11 protein-coding genes are annotated in these 20575 nt (G+C 55.5%); 6 read left to right on the top strand and 5 right to left on the bottom strand.

What is annotated here, in order from left to right:
• The first annotated feature begins 32 nt into the window (after nt 1-32).
• From PY308_RS01880 to PY308_RS01890, 3 genes are all read left to right on the top strand, one after another.
• Nucleotides 33-1952 (top strand): site-specific integrase, encoded by a 1920-nt coding sequence (locus PY308_RS01880; protein WP_275787431.1) that lies wholly within the window; start codon nt 33-35, stop codon nt 1950-1952.
• A gap of 105 nt (nt 1953-2057) precedes the next feature.
• The gene (locus PY308_RS01885; RefSeq protein WP_275787433.1) at nt 2058-2837 is read left to right on the top strand and encodes a hypothetical protein; all 780 of its coding nucleotides are present in this window, start codon (nt 2058-2060) and stop codon (nt 2835-2837) included.
• 209 nt (nt 2838-3046) lie between these two features.
• Nucleotides 3047-3535, top strand: coding sequence for a metallophosphoesterase family protein (locus PY308_RS01890; RefSeq protein WP_275787436.1), 489 nt, complete (start codon nt 3047-3049; stop codon nt 3533-3535).
• Nucleotides 3536-3915: 380 nt separating this feature from the next.
• Here the strand turns inward: PY308_RS01890 and PY308_RS01895 are convergent, their stop codons facing one another.
• The 5 genes from PY308_RS01895 to zorA form a co-directional block, all read right to left on the bottom strand.
• A complete protein-coding gene (locus PY308_RS01895; RefSeq protein ID WP_275787439.1) occupies nt 3916-4713 on the bottom strand; it encodes an ASCH domain-containing protein in 798 nt (265 codons plus the stop codon).
• Between the two features lie 12 nt (nt 4714-4725).
• Entirely contained in the window at nt 4726-7617 is a 2892-nt protein-coding gene (locus PY308_RS01900) for a DEAD/DEAH box helicase (protein ID WP_275787442.1), read from the bottom strand.
• Nucleotides 7618-7834: 217 nt separating this feature from the next.
• On the bottom strand, nt 7835-9139 hold the full coding sequence (locus tag PY308_RS01905) for an EH signature domain-containing protein (RefSeq protein ID WP_275787444.1): 1305 nt from the start codon (nt 9137-9139) through the stop codon (nt 7835-7837).
• Nucleotides 9136-10116, bottom strand: coding sequence for an OmpA/MotB family protein (locus tag PY308_RS01910; RefSeq protein ID WP_275787446.1), 981 nt, complete (start codon nt 10114-10116; stop codon nt 9136-9138). The genes PY308_RS01905 and PY308_RS01910 overlap by 4 nt, the downstream gene beginning before the upstream one ends.
• Nucleotides 10116-12158 (bottom strand): anti-phage ZorAB system protein ZorA, encoded by a 2043-nt coding sequence (gene zorA / locus PY308_RS01915; RefSeq protein WP_275787448.1) that lies wholly within the window; start codon nt 12156-12158, stop codon nt 10116-10118. Before zorA ends, PY308_RS01910 begins: the two co-directional genes overlap by 1 nt.
• Nucleotides 12159-12706: 548 nt before the next feature.
• Between zorA and PY308_RS01920 the strand changes: the two genes are divergently transcribed.
• Genes PY308_RS01920 through PY308_RS01930 form a run of 3 tightly spaced genes read left to right on the top strand, consistent with a single transcriptional unit; the run spans nt 12707 to nt 20575 of the window.
• Nucleotides 12707-15736 carry a BPTD_3080 family restriction endonuclease gene (locus PY308_RS01920; protein ID WP_275787451.1) on the top strand — a complete coding sequence of 1010 codons (3030 nt, stop codon included), beginning with the start codon at nt 12707-12709 and terminating at the stop codon, nt 15734-15736.
• Nucleotides 15729-17597 (top strand): GmrSD restriction endonuclease domain-containing protein, encoded by a 1869-nt coding sequence (locus PY308_RS01925; protein WP_275787454.1) that lies wholly within the window; start codon nt 15729-15731, stop codon nt 17595-17597. Before PY308_RS01920 ends, PY308_RS01925 begins: the two co-directional genes overlap by 8 nt.
• Before the next feature lie 2 nt (nt 17598-17599).
• Nucleotides 17600-20575 carry a site-specific DNA-methyltransferase gene (locus tag PY308_RS01930; RefSeq protein WP_275787457.1) on the top strand — a complete coding sequence of 992 codons (2976 nt, stop codon included), beginning with the start codon at nt 17600-17602 and terminating at the stop codon, nt 20573-20575.

Genomic DNA, 20575 nt, shown 5'->3' on the forward strand with positions numbered 1-20575 from the left:
GACCGTCAGCCCTCAACAAGGGACTTTCAGTCATGAATGTATCGCGCATTGTATCGCTCCATGTACAGTCCGATGTAGCGCCCGACGCGGAAATGATTTCCGCGAAGAAACGGAATCGCAAGCTTAAAAAGCGATCGTCCGGGCTCTATCTGGTGAGGAGCGGCGGCACCTATCTCTTCCAGATCAGATTGCCGAAGCGCATCGGTGGCGGCGCGGGCTCTCGACCCGTCCGCATCAGCCTCGGTGCGGTTCCGCATCAGAAAGCGAGGGAAATGGCCGACGCGCTTGCCGCGTTGGCGCGTAGCGTATTCAGGGAGATCGAGAAAAGGATGGCTGGTCAGAAAGGATTTGACCTTGCGGACATGTGGAACAGCCTTGTCGACGAGGATACACTTGCCGACGACTGGCCCTTCGAATTCGCTACCCTGATCCTCAAGGGTGGCCTGTTCGATTTCGACAAGCCCGCACGCGCTCCGACGCCGGAGGAAGCGCGAGGCCTGGAGCTGATGCGCGGCCTTGTCCGGATCGGCCAGCAGGTCTCTGCCAAGCAGGCCGGACAGCCCCACGACGAGATGATCGCCGACAATGCCGAGATGCTCGTTGCCAGCCATATCGCGAAGTATGATAAGGCAGTAACGTCGACGCCTGTTCCCGAACAGCTTTATACCTCAACACAGCTGACGCCGGTTTCCGTTCCGCCGCAGCCTGACCTCGCGGTCGAACAGCCAGTCATCGTTGCTGAGCAAGGTGATAAAAAGAAGCGCCTCATCAGCAAGGATGTGGTGCCCATGTTCATGCTGGATCGGCGAACCGCCGAGAGGCCGAAATCGACAAAGGTCCTTTTTAGCCAGGTCGCGTCCGAATACCTTGCGGCACGGAATTCCTCGAAGTCCGGCAAGAACAACGACATCCAGACTGCCGAAAGCCGCCTCAATCTGTTCGTCGAACTGATCGGTGATCATCCGATCGATACCTATACCGCGACAGACCTGCAGGCCTTCATCGAGCTCCTGAAATTCTGGCCAAGCAATGCGAAAGACAGACCGGCCGACCTCACGGCACGCGAGATCATCGATTCCAACCGTGACCTGAAATACAAACCTCTCGCCAGAAAAACGCTTGAGGAAGGCTACCTTGCGGTCGTTAAATCGGCCCTCAATTCGGGTCAAAAGAAGTACGACTATAAGCCGATTACCGGGGCAAGGCTGGACTATCCCGATACCGCCCGTGCTCCCATCCACTCGGAGCCGCTTGGCAGTACCAAGATTCAGAAGCTGTTCGAAACCGGCGTTCACTCCGGCTTGCTCGACAATGTCATGCTGCCGCTGCTTGCCCTGCTGACGGGACGCCGACTGGGCCTGCTCGTATACCTGAAGGGCAGTGACATCCGCGAGAAGTACAAAGGGGTGTGGGTCGCGCAGACGTCGGGTATCGTTCTTCATGGTAGCGTATGGAAGCGTGTGCCGATCAAGAACGAAGCCAGCATGAGCTTCTTTGTCCTTCACGATTTTCTGGTGGAAATCGGCTTCGTCGAGTGGGCCAGGAATCAGGGAGACAAGTTTCTGTTCCCAGAGCTTATGAGGCTTGCCGATCCGAGCAGAAGTGCTTCGTCTTATATGGGACGCCTCTACATGGCTGCGGGGATCAAGGAGGCACGAGGCGAGGTATTCCACTCTTTAAGAGGGGCTTACATCGCGGAGACCGGCGATCAGAAGATCGAGAAACGCGACCGAAAGATGCAGGTCGGCCATGCGATCGGCGACGATGAGCACGACATGTACGGTTTTCGGACGCTAACCGAAACGAAGGCGCGGCAGCTTGCGACGCTGCCTTTCAAGCCAGACATCGATTTTTCGATGTTCATGGAGCTGGATTTCGACAAGCTGGCGGCTGCCAAGCGGACAAAGGGGCGGAAACCGCAGCCGAAAAAAGGCACTGCCCCCAAAACTTAGATGTCGCGAAGAATACGACCTGTCCGTTTGATTTGACCGCACGAATTTTTGGTTGGCAAAATTATATAAGTTCGATTTGTTCTGGATCAAATGGGTGGGGAAGCCATGGAACCAGATGAAACAATACTTCGTGTTGAGTTCAAGAATACCAAGCCAATTGAGCTGGTCGATCTTACATTAAGTTTTACAGCGTTGGCGGAGTCGTTCAAAGATTTCGCCAACAAGTCAGGGGACCCGCATCCCGACAATCTTCGGCTCTATGTGAAAGAGATCAAGGCCGGCAGCGTCATTGCTGATTTGATCGCTGTCGCTGAACAAGCTCAATGGATCATCAAGCACGCCGACGTATTTGCTGGTTTTGTGGCAAACATGAACGATCTCGTCGCTCATCTTCTCGGGCAATCGAAGACAGCTCTCGAGCCGACGCAGAAGCAGGCCAAGCAAATGGCGCAGTTCGTTGAGCCTGTCGCAAAGGATTTCGGCTCCCAGCTAAATATGAATGTCATGGACGGAGGCGTCGTGAACGTTCATCAGCATTTCCATGTCTCTGGCATGGAGGCGAACGCCATACAGAACGGAGTTGCCCGTTTACTCGGACCGCAATTGCCGGTGTCAATCATTTTACCCGATCAACTCATGGTTCTTGAGCAGGTAAAAAACGATACAGCGGCGAAGTCTGGCGACCGGGGGATTATCGAAGCGATATCGCCAAAACCGGTAAAGCTGCAGTTTTCCAACGAAGCGGGTAAGAAGTCGGTTCTCGACATGCATGAAAACCCGTTCGAATGCGTGTTCCAAGTTACCGTGGAGGTAAGGTCCACAGGCGGTCGACCTGCGCTCTATCGAATCGTTGAAGTCACGGATGTTATCAAGCCGGAAAGCTAACCAAGTCTCCTCTCCAGAAATTACATAGCATGCATTTAAGATCGGATTGCTTTTGTCATTTTCCCATTCCGAAATCGACGTCATCCCCGATATTCACGGCGATATCGATCGGCTCACCCGTACCCTCATACATCTTGGTTATCGAAGAGGTGAGACAGGGTGGCTTCATCCAAAGGGACGCATAGCCGCATTTCTCGGAGATTTCATCGATGGCGGCGATCAGAACGGGTTGGTCATTGAGACCGTCGGCAATGGAGGCGTCAGGAAATGCCATTGCCATTCTGGGAAATCACGAGCTGAACGCCCTTCTTTTTCACGGCAAGGGTGATAATGCGGAACGCGATCAAAGCGGCTTCATGCGGGCGCACAGTGTGAATAATGTTCGCCAGCATGAAAGCTTCCTGCGGGAGTTTCCGGTCGGTAATAAGCACACCTTAGAAGCTCTTGAGTGGTTTCAGTCGCTGCCGGTATTTCTCGATCTTGGGCCGATACGGCTGGTGCATGCGTATTGGGATACTACTCAAATCGAAATTATCCGCGAGCGCAATGCTGATGGGCGATTGAGATCGCATGATCTGCAAGAGCTTGCTTTTGAGAATGACGCCACACCCTTTGCGGAGCGGTGTTGGCAAGTCTCAAAGGACCTGAATTGGAGCTTCCCGCCGGTTGTTCATTTACGGATCGTAATGGGCGTTTAAGAACGTCTGCTCGATTGAAGTGGTGGCAAGCCGGCCCTCATGCTTGGCCGACCGCAGTTTTGTCCGTCCCGAACGCCGAAGCTCTGCCTGGCCTAGAGGTCACTGACACCAGCCAGATTCGCTTTTACCCGCAGCATGAAAAACCCGTCTTTTTCGGCCATTACAAAATGTCCGGACAACCCATGATAAACGCAACGAATGCGTTATGCCTCGACTACCCATACCAAGCCTGCGCCTATTGTTGGAATGGCGAGCATGTTCTCCGACCTGACAATCTCAAAGTCATTCCTGAACGCTCTTAGCTTCTCGGGCTTCATCCTCGGTGCGATACGGAAATAATTTCCGCATTTGTGATGGGCGATCTGCATGATGCGTTGAAGTTAAAGCGCTTTCTCAAAGCAAATTCGATATTCATATGGATGACCTTCCTCGACAACGATCTTGTCCCCGGGGTCAGCAGCATGATGTGCAAAGAAGTCGCGTATCCAAGAGCGTGCGCGGAAAAATTTTTTCGATCCATCCAGATCAGTCGTGATGATCGGACCACCATTCCATGACACTTGGATATCACGTGTAGACCGAAGCGCTTTGTTCGAACCGCCGACAGCATCGACTGGAAAGCGATCAAAAAAGTCCCGCAAGTAAATATGGCTATTGTCTAAATTTCCCTGCGTCAGGAAAGTTTCGCCAATTTTTTTCCACGTCACCCGAGGAATTTCAGAACTCGCCTCGATGCTATTTGGCCGATCCTCCAACTCCTGCGGGCCAGCGCGCAGCGCCAGGAGCTGATCTTCTATTGACGAGGTGACCTTATCATCGAGATTGACCCAGGTGACCGCGCCACTCGGGTGCCTGTAGCGAACCGGCTTGGGCAGACGTATGACTTCAGCAAGTTTCCATGGTGTGTTCCATTTGGCGACACCCCCTGATCGAATCAGCTCTTCAGGGATTTGATGGTGCTCAAACGCCGCTACCATTGCATCAGGCTCGAGCTTTGAACCGACATCCACCAAACGGGCGACGCCATAAATACTGCCCATGCCCTTCCAAATGAGGCCAAACCAGCCGCGATGGGAAGTGGAAGATGACCGCATCTCCCAATCTTTCTGGCCCGCAAGGATCATGCTTATCCAAGGCTGGTCAATGACCAAACCCTTACGCACTAACAATTCCGTCATGAATATCTCTGTTTACTGAAGAACATAGGAGCCGTCGCTCTGCCGTTCCGGCAGCGCGAGATCATCGCGGGCGAACATCGCCTCCATGGCATTGCCGAGCGGATCGGAAAGTTTCGCCATCGGATCGCCTGCCATTCCCTTTTGAAGGGAGGCGATATCGTCTTCAACGTCGCCCATCGGCCATAGGGCAGAACTTGCAAGACGGCGCTTTTTCATCATCAGGCTTTGCAACAGGCAATCAAAGGAGTGCTCGCGGTACCCTTCATGCACAGCCATGGGGACGTGAACGGTCACCGGCCGCGTCTGCCCAATACGGTGGACGCGGTCGTTGCATTGCTCCTCTACAGCCGGGTTCCACCAACGCGATAGATGTATGACATGTGTCGCCGCCGTCAGCGTCAGTCCGGTTCCTGCAGCCTTCGGTCCAAGAACCAGAAGGTCGAAACCCTGGTCGTCGGCCAGGTGTTTCTGAAAACGATTGACGATCGCTTGCCTTTGAGGAATCGGGGTATCGCCGTTGATGAGGTCGACGCGCGCGAGGCCGAGTTCGCTTCGAACGAGCTCGATGAAGCGATACTGCATCTGCCGATGTTCGATGAACACAAGGGCGCGTTCGCCGTTTGCCTTCACGCGACGTAGTATTTCCATTGCCGCATCAAGCCGGCCCGAAGACCGCGTGAAGTCATCGTCGCTCATCTTGACACCAAGTGACGGGTGAACGGACACGCTGCGAATATGGTGTAACATTTTCAGCTGCGCGCCCATGCCGCCGCGAGCCAGCTTTAGGCGTGCATCGTCATAGGCAAGCGCCTGGATATCGGGCATCAGGCGGGGATGGATGCGACGAGCCTTCACGGGCAGATCGGTTGCAACCGTTTCTTTCAGACGGCGGATGGCAAGCGGTGAAATCGCGCCGTGTCGCTCGAAGACACGGTCATAGAGTTCCGCCATGTTACCTTCCTCAGGCTTCAGATAGCGCTGCCGGAAGTCCTTGAGGCTTTCGAGCGATCCCGGGGCCAGTTGGTCCATGATTGCCCAGAGATCGACCGTGCTGTTCTCGATCGGGGTTCCGGTCAGCCCGATCCTGAAATCGGCGTTGACCGATCGAGCCGCGACCGCGCGAAGGCTGATCGGGTTCTTGAGCGCCTGGATTTCGTCGAAGACGACGGCCGAGAAAGGAACACGGGCGAACGAGTGCTGGTAATTAGTCAAAGTCGTGTAAGTTGTCAGCAGCCAGAAACGATGTGCCCTGCCTTCGGCGACGGCCTCATGCAGAGAGCCGAAGTCGAGCTTGGCTTCGCCCGTTTCCGTGTCCATTCCGCGTGCGCCTGTCAGCTTGCGGCCGCCGAGACTTGAACCGTACAGCCGGACGAGGTGCCCGAGTCCTTCCTCATGCATGTGGCGCTGTACTTCCTGCTCCCAGTTCTCCAAGAGCGAAGTCGGCGCGACGACAAGGACCGGCCCACGGTTCACAGCGTCGGGGCGAGCGATAGCGGTCTTGAGCCAGGCAAGAAAGGAAATGGTCTGCAGCGTTTTGCCAAGGCCCTGTTCGTCGGCATTCAGAATACCCGGCAGGCCCGAGCGCCAAGCCTCGACCTGCCAAGCAAAGCTGTCGTTTTGATGAGATTTCAGTGGTGTACGGACAGCGTGTGGCAGTGTGTCCGCAACGGCAGACGCTCTCGGCTTCAGCGTAGCGTGCCATTTCAAATCGTCGAAATTGACCTCAGTCTCCAGCACAAAGGGACCTGTTTTCTCGTCCGTAGCTTCGCCCTCGCTCTCCTCGCTATCGGCCGCGCCATGGCTTCCAAGGCGCTCATCAATGAGCTTTAGCATCTCCGGGCGAGCCGGAAGCTCCAAGTCGTTGAATTCGATGGTCGGTGTCTTCGCCTCGATCGCTTCAGCTACGCGTTCACGCAAGACTTCGAGCTGAGCGAAATCCTGTTTGTCGAGTTCCTCCGCCAAGCGGCCTGCAAACTCTTCCGGAAGCCATGTTGTACCGCTTTCTGCAAATGCACCGAGGTCCGGCCGTTCATATTTCACGACGCCGGTGACCCGCTGCGAAAACTCAGCGGTTTCGACCAGGACAGGGCTAATGGCGGCTTCGATTGCCTCCTGTTCGGCCTCGGGCGAAAGACCGTCCAGTTTTCCGCTTCTTCTAAGATCGTTCTCGATCGCGTCCGACACCTTTGGCAAGGGATTGCGGATAAACGCTCGCCGCTCCTCTTCGGGTGCTTTTTGCATTTCCGCCATAACGGCAAGAGTCGAGGAAGCAGACCGTTCCACGACGACATAGCGTCCCGGTGAAAGCCGGTAGGCGGGAAGAGCGCCACGCCCTCGGACCAAGGATTGAAACTTCCGGAGATCGATGCCTTCGACTTCGCTCATCGATTCCGAGGCCTCAGCGAAGCCGGAGGTGACGCCGTTAGCGTCCAATGTCTCACCGGAAAAAGGAACGACGTCGAAATCGGCTTCACTTTTGGGGGAGATAGAAAAACGATCGACGAGGCGCACTTCAAGGCCACTCAGGAAGTCGGTCATGGAAATACGTGAGGCCTCGTCGCCAGCTGCCGCCGAGGTACCAGGGTCGAGCGCCTTGCGAAAACGACCGAGTGCCTCCCAATCGGCACCATCGCTCCTACCAGCCTGATAGCCATCTGCCACTTCGATCGCATCGAGCATCCATAGGGGCAAGCGCCGCGTGCCTTGGGCCGTCTCCAAAATCGCACCTGTTCTATGCGGCAGTTGGCGCTGGCCATTGCGCGACCATTCGTAGCGCAGGCGAAAGCCTGAGGAGCCGACGATGCCTTCAGCATCAGTCTTGAGCAGCATATCGACGAAAGGCGGCAAGCCCAGTGTCTGACCGGTCTCGCCTGAGACTGATGCCGCGAGGCGGTGGGACATCATAATGCGATCGGAGTCGATTGACAGCGGTTCTCGATATTCGTCGGCGGCTGCGCGGAGGTCTGCGATGGCGTAGGCGAGAGGCCTTTCGTCGGGGCTGAGGTTTTGCAAATCAGCCCTATTTGTCTTTCGCATAAGACGGTGAAGGAGGCTTGTCCTTTGATCCTTGGAAGACAGTGTAATGATGTCTTGGGTCGTTGAGAGGACAAATTCCATGTGTCTATACCTGCTCCAGAACCCAGCTCTGCCAGTCGCCGAGATGGGATTTCGACTTCGAGCCGGCGATCAGCCTTATCTCTTCACAGTCATAGCGCGACTGGTAGAGAATAGGTGCACGTTTGGATGACTCGTCGAAAATATGAACCTTGTAGCTATGCGAGCCTTCGACAACGATCTTTCGTCCTATCTTCAATATCAGGAGCGATGTATTTGATCGTCCTCCGCCGGCAGTTTGCAGTCCGAATTTGAGCGTTCCCTTGCCTCCGCCCCGCCTCCGCGCTTCTCTCTCGGCAGAAACACTAAAAGCGACCCAGGCAGCGTCGATGCGGCCCCGATGGTGCAGCCCCAGCCAAAATTTTCGCCGTGGTTCCCACATGTGATTGTCTTCGACGGCTGAGACGATATCCAGGAAGAACCGTATATTCTCTCCGGTCAGCCATCTTAAAATGACCGCCATTCGGTTCTCTGGAACCGCTGACCAGACACCGCCTCGCTGTACGCGCGGGTCGCCATATATGCCAATGATGTTTTCTGTCAGATATCGAAGTTCATCGGCCGGGGGTGTTCTGCTAACCCAATGTCCCAGTAATGCAGAAATTGCTTCGCCAGCGCCCGCGGTTTTCGCGTCTCGCCCTTCCGGCTTCAACCATTCAATCATTCGCTCCATCTCAGCGCGCTTGTCGAGATGAATTTCGATCTGCTTGACATAGGCGAGGTGAACCGCATTCATCAGACCCGGGGCATGGGGGCTTCGGATGCCCATTGCCTGGAGTCCAGCCCAGAGATCGTCCATCATGATCATCTGTCGCGCGACAGCGTCAGCCACTGTGTCAGGGGAGAGCATTTCAGGGACGGCTGCAAGCATCATGCGCCAGCGTGATCCGAGGCGTGGTCTCGAATCTGACAGAGCTCCAGCCAATTTCCACGTATGTTCTGCGCCGGGATCGAAGCTGTCCATGTAGATGGAAAACATGCCTGCCAGAAATCCGGAGCGCGTGGAAGCTCGCGTTTCCTCGTAATAGAAATTCCTCAGGTCTCCAAGCTCAGGGCGGCCGCGGCGATCCTCATCGAACAGTGCCCTGCCTGCGCTCGTAATCAATGATAGCTTCGTGTCGTGCCAGTCATTGCGCTCCAGCTTTTCACGAACGAGCTGAACAAGTTTCTCGCGATCTTTTTCCGGCGGATTTGAGACGACGTCAGGCCATCGCGTCATGACGCGTTCCGCTCTCGATCTCAAAGAGTTCAGAGAGGGCAGCGCCGGAGCATTAAACTGATGGGTCTTGGCGAGAGCCTTCGAAAGGGTCAATTTTTTGCATCTCCCGGCACTGTACCCGAGCTGAGCGCCTTGCGTATGCGTTCTATTTCCTCCGACTTGCTCGGTGTGTACATGATGATGCGGAGATCGACGCGACGGTTGGTGTCACGCCCTTCCTTGGTGCCGTTATCACGAACCGGTCGCATTTCCCCGTATCCGGCGACAGACAGAACCGGCTGTTCACGAAAATTAAGGAACTCTACGAGTTCGGGTGATCGTCCGATGATCGTGGCAAAGGTGTTGTTCGCCCGCTCGGTCGAAAGCGTCAGATTGGGCGTGAACTCACCGGTCGAGTCCGTATGTCCCTCGATCTGGAGAGCTTCAATGACGGCATTTGCCGGATTACAGGCTGCCTTCCAGTTGGACCGTTTTCCGACAGTGTAACACGGCAGAATTTGCGAGAGGCGGGTCGCCAGCGTTTCGACAATCGTCCGTCTGTCAGAACGTAGGGAGGATGACCCGGATGCGAAAAGACCGTCGCCTTGAAACCTGAGTGCGTCATTCTCTTCGCTGATGAAAACCTGCAAATCGGGAAAGTCGATCCGCAATTGGTCCCGCAGTGTTTCGAGAATGCGGCGTCGTTCTACCGCCGAAAGCGCCAGATAAGTCTCCAGCGGATCGACTTTTCGAAGCTTTTCCAGTTCCTGTTTCAGTTGCGCCAGCTCGCGCTTCAGCTTCGCTATTTCTTCATCTTTGGAGACCATGGCGCTCTCCAAATCCGAAATCTGCGTTTGTTGCTGTTCGATGCGCATCTGAAGTCGCATGATTTCGCGGTGAGCGTCGTCTCGCTGCTGAACGACGACTTCATAGTCGGCACGCGGTACCATGTTCTGGTCGTTATATTTACTTGCAAAATAAGCTAGCAGCAGGATCACGATGAAGAGAAAGCTGACTGTCATGTCCGTCATCGACACGAAAGCGCTTTCCTCTTCCTCTTCCCTCTGTCGTGGCCGCAATCCTCCGCGCATTACGCTCTCCGGGATTGAGGCGCGAATTGTTCAGCCTGCTCAACGATTTCTCTCATTGTATCGAGAGCTGGATTTAGTTTGTCTTGCAGGTCTCGGACATGGCCAAACATTCCTTGAACCGCCTTCTCGACATTGTCGGTGTAGAGATCGAAGGCCTGTCCCAGCTTCCCGTCCATTTCATCAAGGCGGTCGCCTTGTCCGCGTAGGCGCTCAAGCATCACAGTCACGCCGCCGAGGGCATTTTCGATAGCCTTTGCCTCGCTACCAAGAATTTCCTGCGCCGCGGCGAGAGCGGCGGCGGCCGATTCCGCAGTTGCTTCTGCCGAGCGAGAGACGGTGCTTGCGGCATGCTGAGTGCTGTCGGTCAGTTGCCTGATGGAGCCGTCCATACGATCGACGATTGTTTTCACAGGCGCGGCGGCCGCGACAAGCTCGGAGGCTGCCCCCTTGAATGTGCCGGCAGCTCTCTCGGAAGCTTCTGCACCGGCCCTCACCCCGTCCGACATGCGGCGCATATCCGTGGTGCCTTGATCCAGTTGCTGAACGAGTCCCTCGAGCCGGCTGCCGATTTCGGCCAGTGGCGACAGCAATTCCGTGCCTGCCTTGCGGGAGACGTCTTCGGCGACTCGCGCAATCTCTGCACTTGTCCGGCTGAAGACATCGGCAACGCCTTTGCCGGCGTTCCCGATCTCGTCGGTGACCTGCTGGCTCGCAGCCTTCATGCGCTCCTGTGCCGTTTCGGTTCCTGCACGGGTGGCCGCCTCGATCTCCTGTTTGAAGGATTGAGCAGCCTGTCGCATATCCTCGGCCGCGGCCGACATGGCGCGTGCGCCTTCCCCAGTGTTGTCCCGAATGCCCTCCAAGGTCTGGTTCATGACCGCGAGAAGCTTTTCCGCCCCTTCGTTGAAGGTGCCGCCTGTGACCTCCGCGGTGCTCGTCAGGGCAGATCGCAAATCTTCGACCGCCTGGGCTACCCGCTCCGTCACCCCTTCCATTTCAGAACCGATCCGACCGGAACTCTGATCGAGGCGATCGGCAAGCGTACCCAGCCGGTCGCTTGCGTCCGAGATTTTCTGGCTCGCTTCTGACAGCGCGAGACCGATAGAGTCCGTCAGTTTGTTCGATAAGCCGGAGACCATGTCGCCGACGCCTTCGGCCCCCATTTTGCCGACCTTCTCGACGATCGGTGCCATAGCGCCTGCAATCGAATTCTGGATGGCGGCTGGCAGCTCTTCCCGGAGCGGTCGTCCGATCTCGGCGACCAGCTCCATCCCGATCAACCGAAAATGTTCGCGTTGTTCACGCGTAGCCGTCAGCTGTTCTGCGGCCAATGCTTCTAGGCTGATGTAGGAGAGATGCTTCTCTATCTCGTTGCAGAGGCTATGGATCGCTCCTTCCAGCCGGGCATATAGCAAACGCAGAACGATTGTGAAAACGATTGAGCAAAGAAGCCCTGTCAGGGACATAATGAACTTTGCTGAAGCCACCGACAGTAGCTCCTGCATAGCAATACTGTCGATATTGGCTCGTGCGCCCAAGGTCTGTAATGCGGCAATCAGGCCAAGGAACGTTAGGAATAGTCCGAGAGAAACGAACAAGCCCGGCACGATACGCCAAGAGCCAACGCCAAATCCCAAGTCTTCGAGATTAAGGAATGCCGAAGGTCGAACAGCATTCCTTAAAATGACTTTATCGCCTTCTTCGTGTGGGACCAGTGTTTCTCGGTACTCACGCCAAGTTTCAGCCAGTTGGCGGCGATACTTGTTTGTTCCCCCTTGATCGATGGCAGAAGTCAGTCGATCGATGTCTTGACTGAAGTTCGTCCCAGCAGCACTGTCCGCGACCTGCTTCCTCAGCCATTCAATGGCCAGTCTTTGTTTTCGCACTTTTTGAGCGAAAAGTGACCAACATATTCCGAGGCCCAAGACGAAAAGAAGCGCGACAACCCCTGGAGCGCCTTCATCCTTCACAAGAATGTTTGCGAGTGAAAGGATAAATGTAACGACCGGATGGCCGACGACTGCAACAAATTCGGAAAACACTGGAATATAAACCCCTTACAACTCCCGCCCTGGAGTCGATCCGCAAAATAAAGCAAAGCCGTACGACGCAATCAAGAGACTTGGTTCGTCGCTCAGTGCTCTCCACAATTGAACTTGTAGCGCTATGGCTTTGAAGTCACTGTGCAACAAAGAATTGAGGGAGCTATGGCCTGGGCCGTCGCAGTGCCGATATTGTGCGTGTCATCCATCTGTCGCCGATCGGGAATCTTGTCTTAAACCGGTAAGCGACACCTAATCTGAAAACGTTAGGTTCTGACTTTTGCGGTCTGGCGACTTATTCCGGCTGCCAGAGTGCTTCCTCGGCGTCGATATTGGTCATGCTTTCGCGCCTCTATCAGAAAGTCGTGGCGACTGCGCAGATTGGGCGGAATACTTTAATCCGCCCTACCCGGACCGTCTTCTAATGAAGCCGTAAGCGGAAATTATTTCCGTTTACAAGTCGATCGGCTGCGAAATGCGTAGGCATCTTGAGTTGCATTTTCTGTTTGCTATCGATTGAATCGCCAAGCCGATTCTAGGAATGTTGCATGACCAAGCCGTTTTATGCCGAACCGATATTGAACTCGCCATACGATGTGCCGACACGGCACCATGCTTTGTCCGAAAGTGGGGAGCCGCTCAATCATCCACCAATAGACGGTCGTCGGCGATCCAAATATGTCGCGCCGGTTCCGAAGAGCCGCAAGGTCAAGGTTGATCCGAGAAAGCAAGCTTCGCTGGACCTCGATCAAACGAAGGACGGGAGTAGCCGCTACAATCCGACTCCGATCATCAATGAAGTTCGCGGTCACATAGCGAGCTGGCGATCGTTGCCTAACCCCAGCGACTGGGGTGTCACGCCTTCTACTCAGCGACTTCTGCAGCATTGGCGTGGCGATAACTTCTCTGGTCCACGCCCATTCTACTGCCAGGTGGAAGCTGTAGAAACTGCGATCTGGCTTGCGGAAGTCGCGCGCAAGAGCAAACAGTATTCACGCATCTTTTCTCACCTTGAAGGCGCGAACCAGGATGCAAACCCGGAAATCTTTCGTCTCGCGTTGAAGCTTGCCACCGGTGCTGGCAAGACGACCGTTATGGCCATGCTGATAGCCTGGCAATCCATTAACGCCGCCCGTCAGCCCAACTCCAGTCTCTTTTCCCGCGGCTTTCTCATCGTCGCTCCCGGGATTACCATCAAGGATCGATTGCGCGTTCTAAAGCCCTCCGATGGCAACAGCTATTATCGATCGCGCGAACTCGTGCCACAGGACATGATGGCCGATCTCAACAAGGCGAAGATCGAGATCGTCAACTACCATGTGTTCCAGAGGCGCAAGGCGCATGAGCTGAACGCTGTCGGTCTGCGGCTGATGAAGGGATGGAAGGGTGAACAGATCGAGGAGCTTGAAACCGAAGGGGCAATGCTGCAGCGCGCCTGTGGCGATCTGCTGACGATGAAGAACATCGTCGTGATCAACGACGAGGCACATCACTGCTACCGCGAAAGGCCTGGGACCCATGAGGAAGACGACCTCAAGGGTGAAGAGAAGGAAGAGGCGAAGGAAAATAACGAAGCGGCTCGACTCTGGATTTCCGGGATCGAAGCGCTTAAACGGAAGGTCGGCGTTCGGGCGGTTTATGACCTGTCCGCGACACCATTCTTTCTTCGAGGCTCAGGCTATGAAGAAGGCACGCTCTTTCCCTGGGTTGTATCGGACTTTTCACTTGTTGACGCCATCGAGTGTGGCATCGTGAAGCTGCCTCGCGTGCCGGTCTCCGATAATTCGGTTAATTCCGACATGCCGGTCTTCCGCAACCTTTGGGATCACATTGGCAAGAAAATGCCAAAGAAGGGCGCAGGTAAATCTGGCGACCTCGATCCGTTGAGCCTGCCCAATGAGCTCCAGACAGCCCTGTATTCTCTCTACTCGCATTACGAAAAGGAATTCGAAGCTTGGAAGCAGGCCGGCATCGGTGTGCCGCCTGTCTTCATCGTCGTCTGCAACAATACGGCAAGTTCAAAACTCGTCTATGAGTGGGTGTCCGGCTGGGAGCGCGAGGTTGAAGGCGAGCGACAGAACAAGCACCAAGGTCATCTCGAACTTTTCAGAAATTATGACCGGCATGGAAATCGGCTGCCGCGTATGAATACGTTGCTGATCGACAGCCAGCAGCTGGAGTCCGGCGAGGCACTCGACAGCAATTTCCGTGACATTGCCAAGGCCGAGATAGAGCAATTCAAGCGCGAGAAGGCTGAGCGCGACGGGGCTGCGGAGGCCAACAGCGTCACCGAGTCGGAGCTGTTGCGCGAAGTGATGAACACCGTTGGACAGAAAGGGCGGCTCGGCGAACAGGTCCGGTGCGTCGTTTCCGTTTCGATGCTGACGGAAGGCTGGGACGCAAACACTGTCACGCACATTCTCGGTGTTCGTGCCTTCGGAACCCAGCTTCTTTGCGAACAGGTCATCGGCCGGGGCCTGCGTCGGCAGTCCTATGAATTGAACGACCGAAAGCTGTTCAACACCGAGTATGCGGACATTCTCGGCATCCCGTTCGATTTCGCCACCGAGCCTCAGACGGTCGTCCATACGACACCGAAACCGACGACGCGCGTACACGCACTGAAGGAACGGGCAAACCTCTCCATCCGCTTTCCGCGTGTCGCAGGGTATCGCGCCGAGCTTCCGTCTGATCGTTTCTCAGCATCTTTTGGTCCCGACTCCGTTTTGACATTGACACCAGAACTGGTCGGCCCTTGCACTGTCCGGCTTGAAGGGCTGGTGGGCGAGGGGCACGATCTTTCGCCGGATTCGCTCGACGACATGCGGGCTTCTACGGTTGCGATTCATCTAACGAAATTCCTGATCCAGCGCTATTTCCGCGATGGCGATCAGGACCCGTCTTATATGCTCTACAACCAAATTCAGCCGATCACCCGCCGATGGGTGAACGAGTGCCTGAAGCTGACCGGCGGGACCAAGGCGGGCATGCTGACCTACGCCGAGATCGCAGAAACGGCATCCGAACTCATATACCAGGCTATCGTGCGAAGCGCGGAGGAGGAGGGCGAAAGCGTCGTCAAGGCAATGCTCGACCCTTACAATCCACATGGATATACCGACCACGTCTCGTTCATCACGTCCAAACAGACACTGTGGGAAACGCGCCTTAGTCACGTGAACTATGTTGTCTGCGACAGCGACTGGGAGGCCGAATTTGCCCGTGTTGTTGAAAACCACAAGGCAACAATCTCCTACGTCAAGAATCAGGCGCTGGGCTTCGAAGTTCCTTATCGCTCAGGGAGTATCACACGCCGCTATCTGCCCGATTTCATCATCCAGGTTGACGATGGCCGAGGCCAGGGCGATCCGCTCAACTTCATCGTCGAGGTAAAAGGCTATCGAGGCCTTGATGAGCAGATCAAGGCCGAGACGATGGCGAACCTCTGGGTTCCGGGCGTCAATAACCTGAAAAGTTATGGTCGCTGGGCGTTCAAGGAATTCCGCGACGCCTTTGCCATGGAAGACGAGTACGAGAGACTAATTGCAGGGTTCGCCGCGGGAGGCAGGGATGTTTGACAGTACGAAGCAGAGTTTGAAAACACTGCTTGAGCAGGTTCGTGACGGGCGAATCCAGTTACCTGAGTTTCAGCGCGACTATGTCTGGTCCGAAGAGGCTGTCATCAGTCTGCTGGCCAGCATTTCCAAAGGCTATCCCGTAGGTGCTTTGCTAACGCTGGAGCGTGGCGGCGAGGTTGATTTCAAACCGCGAGGTGTCGAGGGCGCAACATTCGGGAGCGTTGTTCCGGAGTCGCTGCTCCTTGATGGCCAACAGAGGATGACGTCGCTGTTTCAGTCGCTGATCGCAAGTGAACCAGCCAAACTGAAAGATGAGAAGGGCAAGCCAGTCCAAAGGTATTTCTACCTAGATATGAACGCTGTCTTGAGCCCTGAGTCTGATTTCGAAGAATCGATCATCACGATTGGACCAGAGAAAATAAAGTATACGGCCTTTGGCAAAGATGTCGAAATTGATCTCAGAACGCGTGAGGACGAAATCAGACTTTGCCTCTTTCCATTGAATCAGACCTTCGATGATCGCCGATGGTCATTCGATTACCAAAACTATTGGAAGGGACTGGAGAAACCGGAGCCAGCCGATTACCAGCAGTTTTATAATTCGGTGATCGAAAAGATCGTGCGCTATGAGATGCCGATCATACGATTGACCAAGGACAATGGCAGACATGCGGTCTGCACCATCTTCGAGAAAGTCAACGTTGGTGGCGTCAAGCTCGATGCTTTCGAGTTGCTAACCGCGATTTTCGCTGGAACTGATGATGGATACGATTTGCGGGCAGACTGGCGCGGTGCGCCCGGAAAACCCGGTAGACTGACCCGGATGTGTGAACACACGCCTGCATCAGGTGTGTTTACCAAGATCGCTAGTACCGATTTTCTCCAAGCTTGTACGATCCTTCATACCATGGATCGTAAAGCGCAACGGGAAAGTGAGGGGCAGACCTCTCAGGTCAGCTGCAAGCGTGATGAGCTGCTTGCCTTGCCACTCTCCGCTTACCTGAAATACGCGGATACGCTAGAGTACGGTTACCGCCAGGCAGCGCAGTTCCTTGCCGGTCAGGGAATTCTCTACGGTAATGACCTCCCCTATCCGCCGCAGGTCACGGTACTGGCCTGCGTGTATGGCCTTTTGCGCGAAAAGGCGCAAAACGCCGCCGTGGTCGAGAAACTGGAGAAGTGGTTTTGGCGCGTTATTCTGGGCGAGTTTTATAGCAGTTCCGTCGAAAGCAAGATCGCGAGAGACGTTCCGGAAATCGTCGGGTGGACGGTGAACGGCTCGCCGCCCCCTCGATCATTCGAGGAGGCTGGCTTCGACAGTTCACGACTGTATTATTTCCGCCGACGTCAGGCTGCACCGTATCGCGGCTATCATGCACTGCTCATGAAGAGTGGTTGCCGCGATTTCGTCAACGGCAAGCCCTTTGAACTCATGACACTGTGGCAAAGCCCGATCGATGTGCACCACATCTTCCCGCAGTCTTGGTGCAAGAAAAATCAGATCGATGCAGGGCGTATGGATTCAATTATAAACAAGACGCCTTTGTCAGATTTGACCAATCGCGTCATCGTCAGAGGCGACGCCCCCTCGGTTTATCTCAAGAGGATCGAGTCTGAGTACAATATATCCAGCGACCAGCTCGATGAAATTCTCCGTACACATTTGATCGAACCGCAGCATTTGCGAAACGATGATTTCGAGGCATTTTATCTTAACAGAAGGGACGCACTCGCCAAACTTGCTGGCAAGGCGACGGGGCGAGATATTACAGTCGCGCCGACTGAAGAGGTTTCCTTCGCGGAAGACGATGAGATCGAGCTTCCCGAGGATATTGAACGCATCCCAGCAGTAGCAGAGTAAACATGGCCAAGACCCCGCGCGAAAAAGATGTCTCCACGCTCACCCATGACAAGGCGGTTCGGCTAAACAATCCGACGGCCGAGATGGCGTCGCTTTATGAGCAGCAGGAGGAGATGCTCGGCGGTGGGGCGCGCGAGATGCGGATTCCGAGGGATCGGCCGTTGGCGGAAGGCGAGGAACGCGACAGGGATATGGATCGCGACCCGCAGATCGTCTGGAATGGCGCGAAGATCAGGATTACTCCGTCGCAGATGCGGCAACTGGCCGAAACCGGAGAGATCGAGATCGGCGACGCCCAGCTTGTCTGGCGAGGCAAGGACCGGCAGGACTGGTCCGACCTCGTGGTCAATGCGCCGCCGCTCTATATTCAGGAAAAGGTGCATCCCAAGGCGATCATCGACGACCTGAAGCGCAAGACCAACAAGGCGCGCGAGGCGGCCAGCGACGCGCCTGATCTTTTTGCCGATTTCAATGGCATCGCCGATCCCGAGGCACGAGCGGAATTCTATCAGCATACGAAACACTGGCAGAACCGCTTCATTCTGGGCGATAGCCTGCAGGTGATGGCGAGCCTTGCCGAGCGCGAGGAGATGCGCGGCAAGGTGCAGTGCATCTATTTCGACCCACCCTATGGCATTAAGTTCAATTCGAACTGGCAGGTTTCGACCATGAGCCGGGACGTGAAGGACAAGAAAGAGGATACTTCTCGCGAACCAGAGCAGGTGAAGGCTTTCCGCGATACTTGGAAGGACGGTATCCACTCGTACCTCACCTATCTGCGCGACCGGTTGATGGTGGCGCGGGAACTGCTGACGGAAAGCGGCTCGATTTTCTTGCAGATAGGCGATGAAAATGTTCATCGTGTCAGGGCGTTAATGGATGAGGTGTTTGGGGAGGAAAACCACGTCAGTCTAATCAGTGTTCAAAAGACCTACGGCTTCTCTGCTGATGCAATCTCCAATGTTGTTGACTACATCATTTGGTATGCGAAGCGAAAACCACTGGCCAAGATAAGGCACCTTTATCGGGAAAAGCCCTACATCTTGGGTGAAGGGAATGCGACTTGGCTTCAATTGGATGAAAACTCTTATCGAGGAGTTTCTTCTAAAGAAAAGGATGGCGCTTCTCTGCCGCCCGGCGCGCGTCCATATAACCCGGACAATCTGATATCGCAGGGACGTGCGTCAGAAAGACAGCCTTTTGAATATAAAGGTGTCAAGGATGATCCATGGCCTCGAAATTCACATTGGAAGCCAAACTATCCGATTGGTTTAAACCGCCTCGTGAGAGCGAACCGCGTGCATGTCGCGGCCAACAGCTTTAGATATAAGCGCTTTCATACCGATTTTGCGGTGCTGCCATACTCCAATATTTGGACTGATACGGGTACCGGCAATTTCACAGATGAAAAAGTGTACGTTGTTCAGACAGGCTCCAAAACTGTCGAACGATGCATGCTCATGACTACTGATCCCGGCGACCTAGTTCTTGACCCAACATGCGGTTCCGGTACGACCGCTTTCGTTGCGGAACAATGGGGACGCCGCTGGATCACCATTGATACGTCGAGGGTAGCGCTCGCCCTTGCACGTACACGCCTGATGAGCGCTCGTTATCCCTACTATCTGCTTGCAGACTCTCGCGAGGGACGAGGCAAGGAGCAAGAGCTTTCCGGGAAGATTGGCTCAGCCTCAGCTCCCTCTGGGGACATCCGTCAAGGATTCGTCTACGATCGCGCCGCGAGAATTATGCTCGGTGCCATTGCCAACAATTCGCAGATTGATGACATTTGGGACAAATGGCAGGATGTACTGGAGCCCTTACGCCGCCGACTTAACGAGAGCTTCTCCACCGCCCTTGAGGAATGGGCAATCCCCCGCGATCTCGACGCCTGGCTCGACAGCAAGGATGGACAGGCCAAGGTGCATCTGGTGACCGATGCGGTGCGCAAGCTCCACGCCGACTGGTGGGAAGCCCGCATTGCCCGCCAGAAGGAGATTGACGCCTCGATCGCCCGTGCTGCCGACGTCGAATTGCTCTATGACCGTCCCTACGAGGACAAGAGCAAGGTGCGCGTCGCCGGCCCCTTCACCGTCGAGAGCCTGTCGCCGCATCGCGTTGTCGCCGCGCGCGAGGATACGCTGGGCGGCGAGCTTGCCGCATCCGGCGCGATCACCGCCAATGCCTCCACACCAGCCAATATGCCGGAAGCCGATTTCGGCGAGATGGTGATTGCGCATCTGAAGAGCGCTGGCGTTCACCAGCAGGCCAAGGCAGATACCATCCATTTCAACTCCATCGAACCCTGGCCTGGCGTCTTCATCGCCGCCGAGGGGCGCTACACGGATGGCGGGCAGACGGAAAAGCGCGCGGCAATCCTGATCGGTCCGGAATTTGGCACGCTGACCCGCAGCCAGATCACCGCCGCGGCGGGTGAGGCCTCCGACGCCCGCTTCGACGTGCTGATCGCCTGCGCCTTCAACTTCGACGCCCAGGCAACCGACCTCAACCGCCTCGGCCCGCTCGCTATCCTGAAGGCACGCATGAACCCCGACCTGCATATGGCCGAGGACCTGAAGAATACCGGCAAGGGCAATCTCTTCGTTGTATTCGGTGAGCCGGACGTCGAAATCCTCGATGCCGAGGGCGGCGAGATCAGGGTGAAGGTCCACGGCGTCGATGTCTTTGACCCCTCCACGGGCGACATCCGTTCCGACGACGTCAAGGGTATCGCCGCCTGGTTCATTGACACCGACTACGACGATGAAAGCTTCTTCGTCCGCCACGCCTATTTCCTCGGGGCCAACGATCCGTACAAATCGCTGAAGACGGCGCTGAAGGCCGAGATCGACGCGGATGCTTGGGAGACACTCTATTCCGACACCTCACGGCCATTCCCTCGTCCGAGCACGGGGCGGATCGCGGTGAAGGTAATCAACCACTTCGGCGACGAGGTGCTGAAGGTGTTTGGGGTTTAA

Source organism: Pararhizobium gei (genome assembly GCF_029223885.1).
GTDB classification, from domain to species: Bacteria; Pseudomonadota; Alphaproteobacteria; order Rhizobiales; family Rhizobiaceae; genus Pararhizobium; species Pararhizobium gei.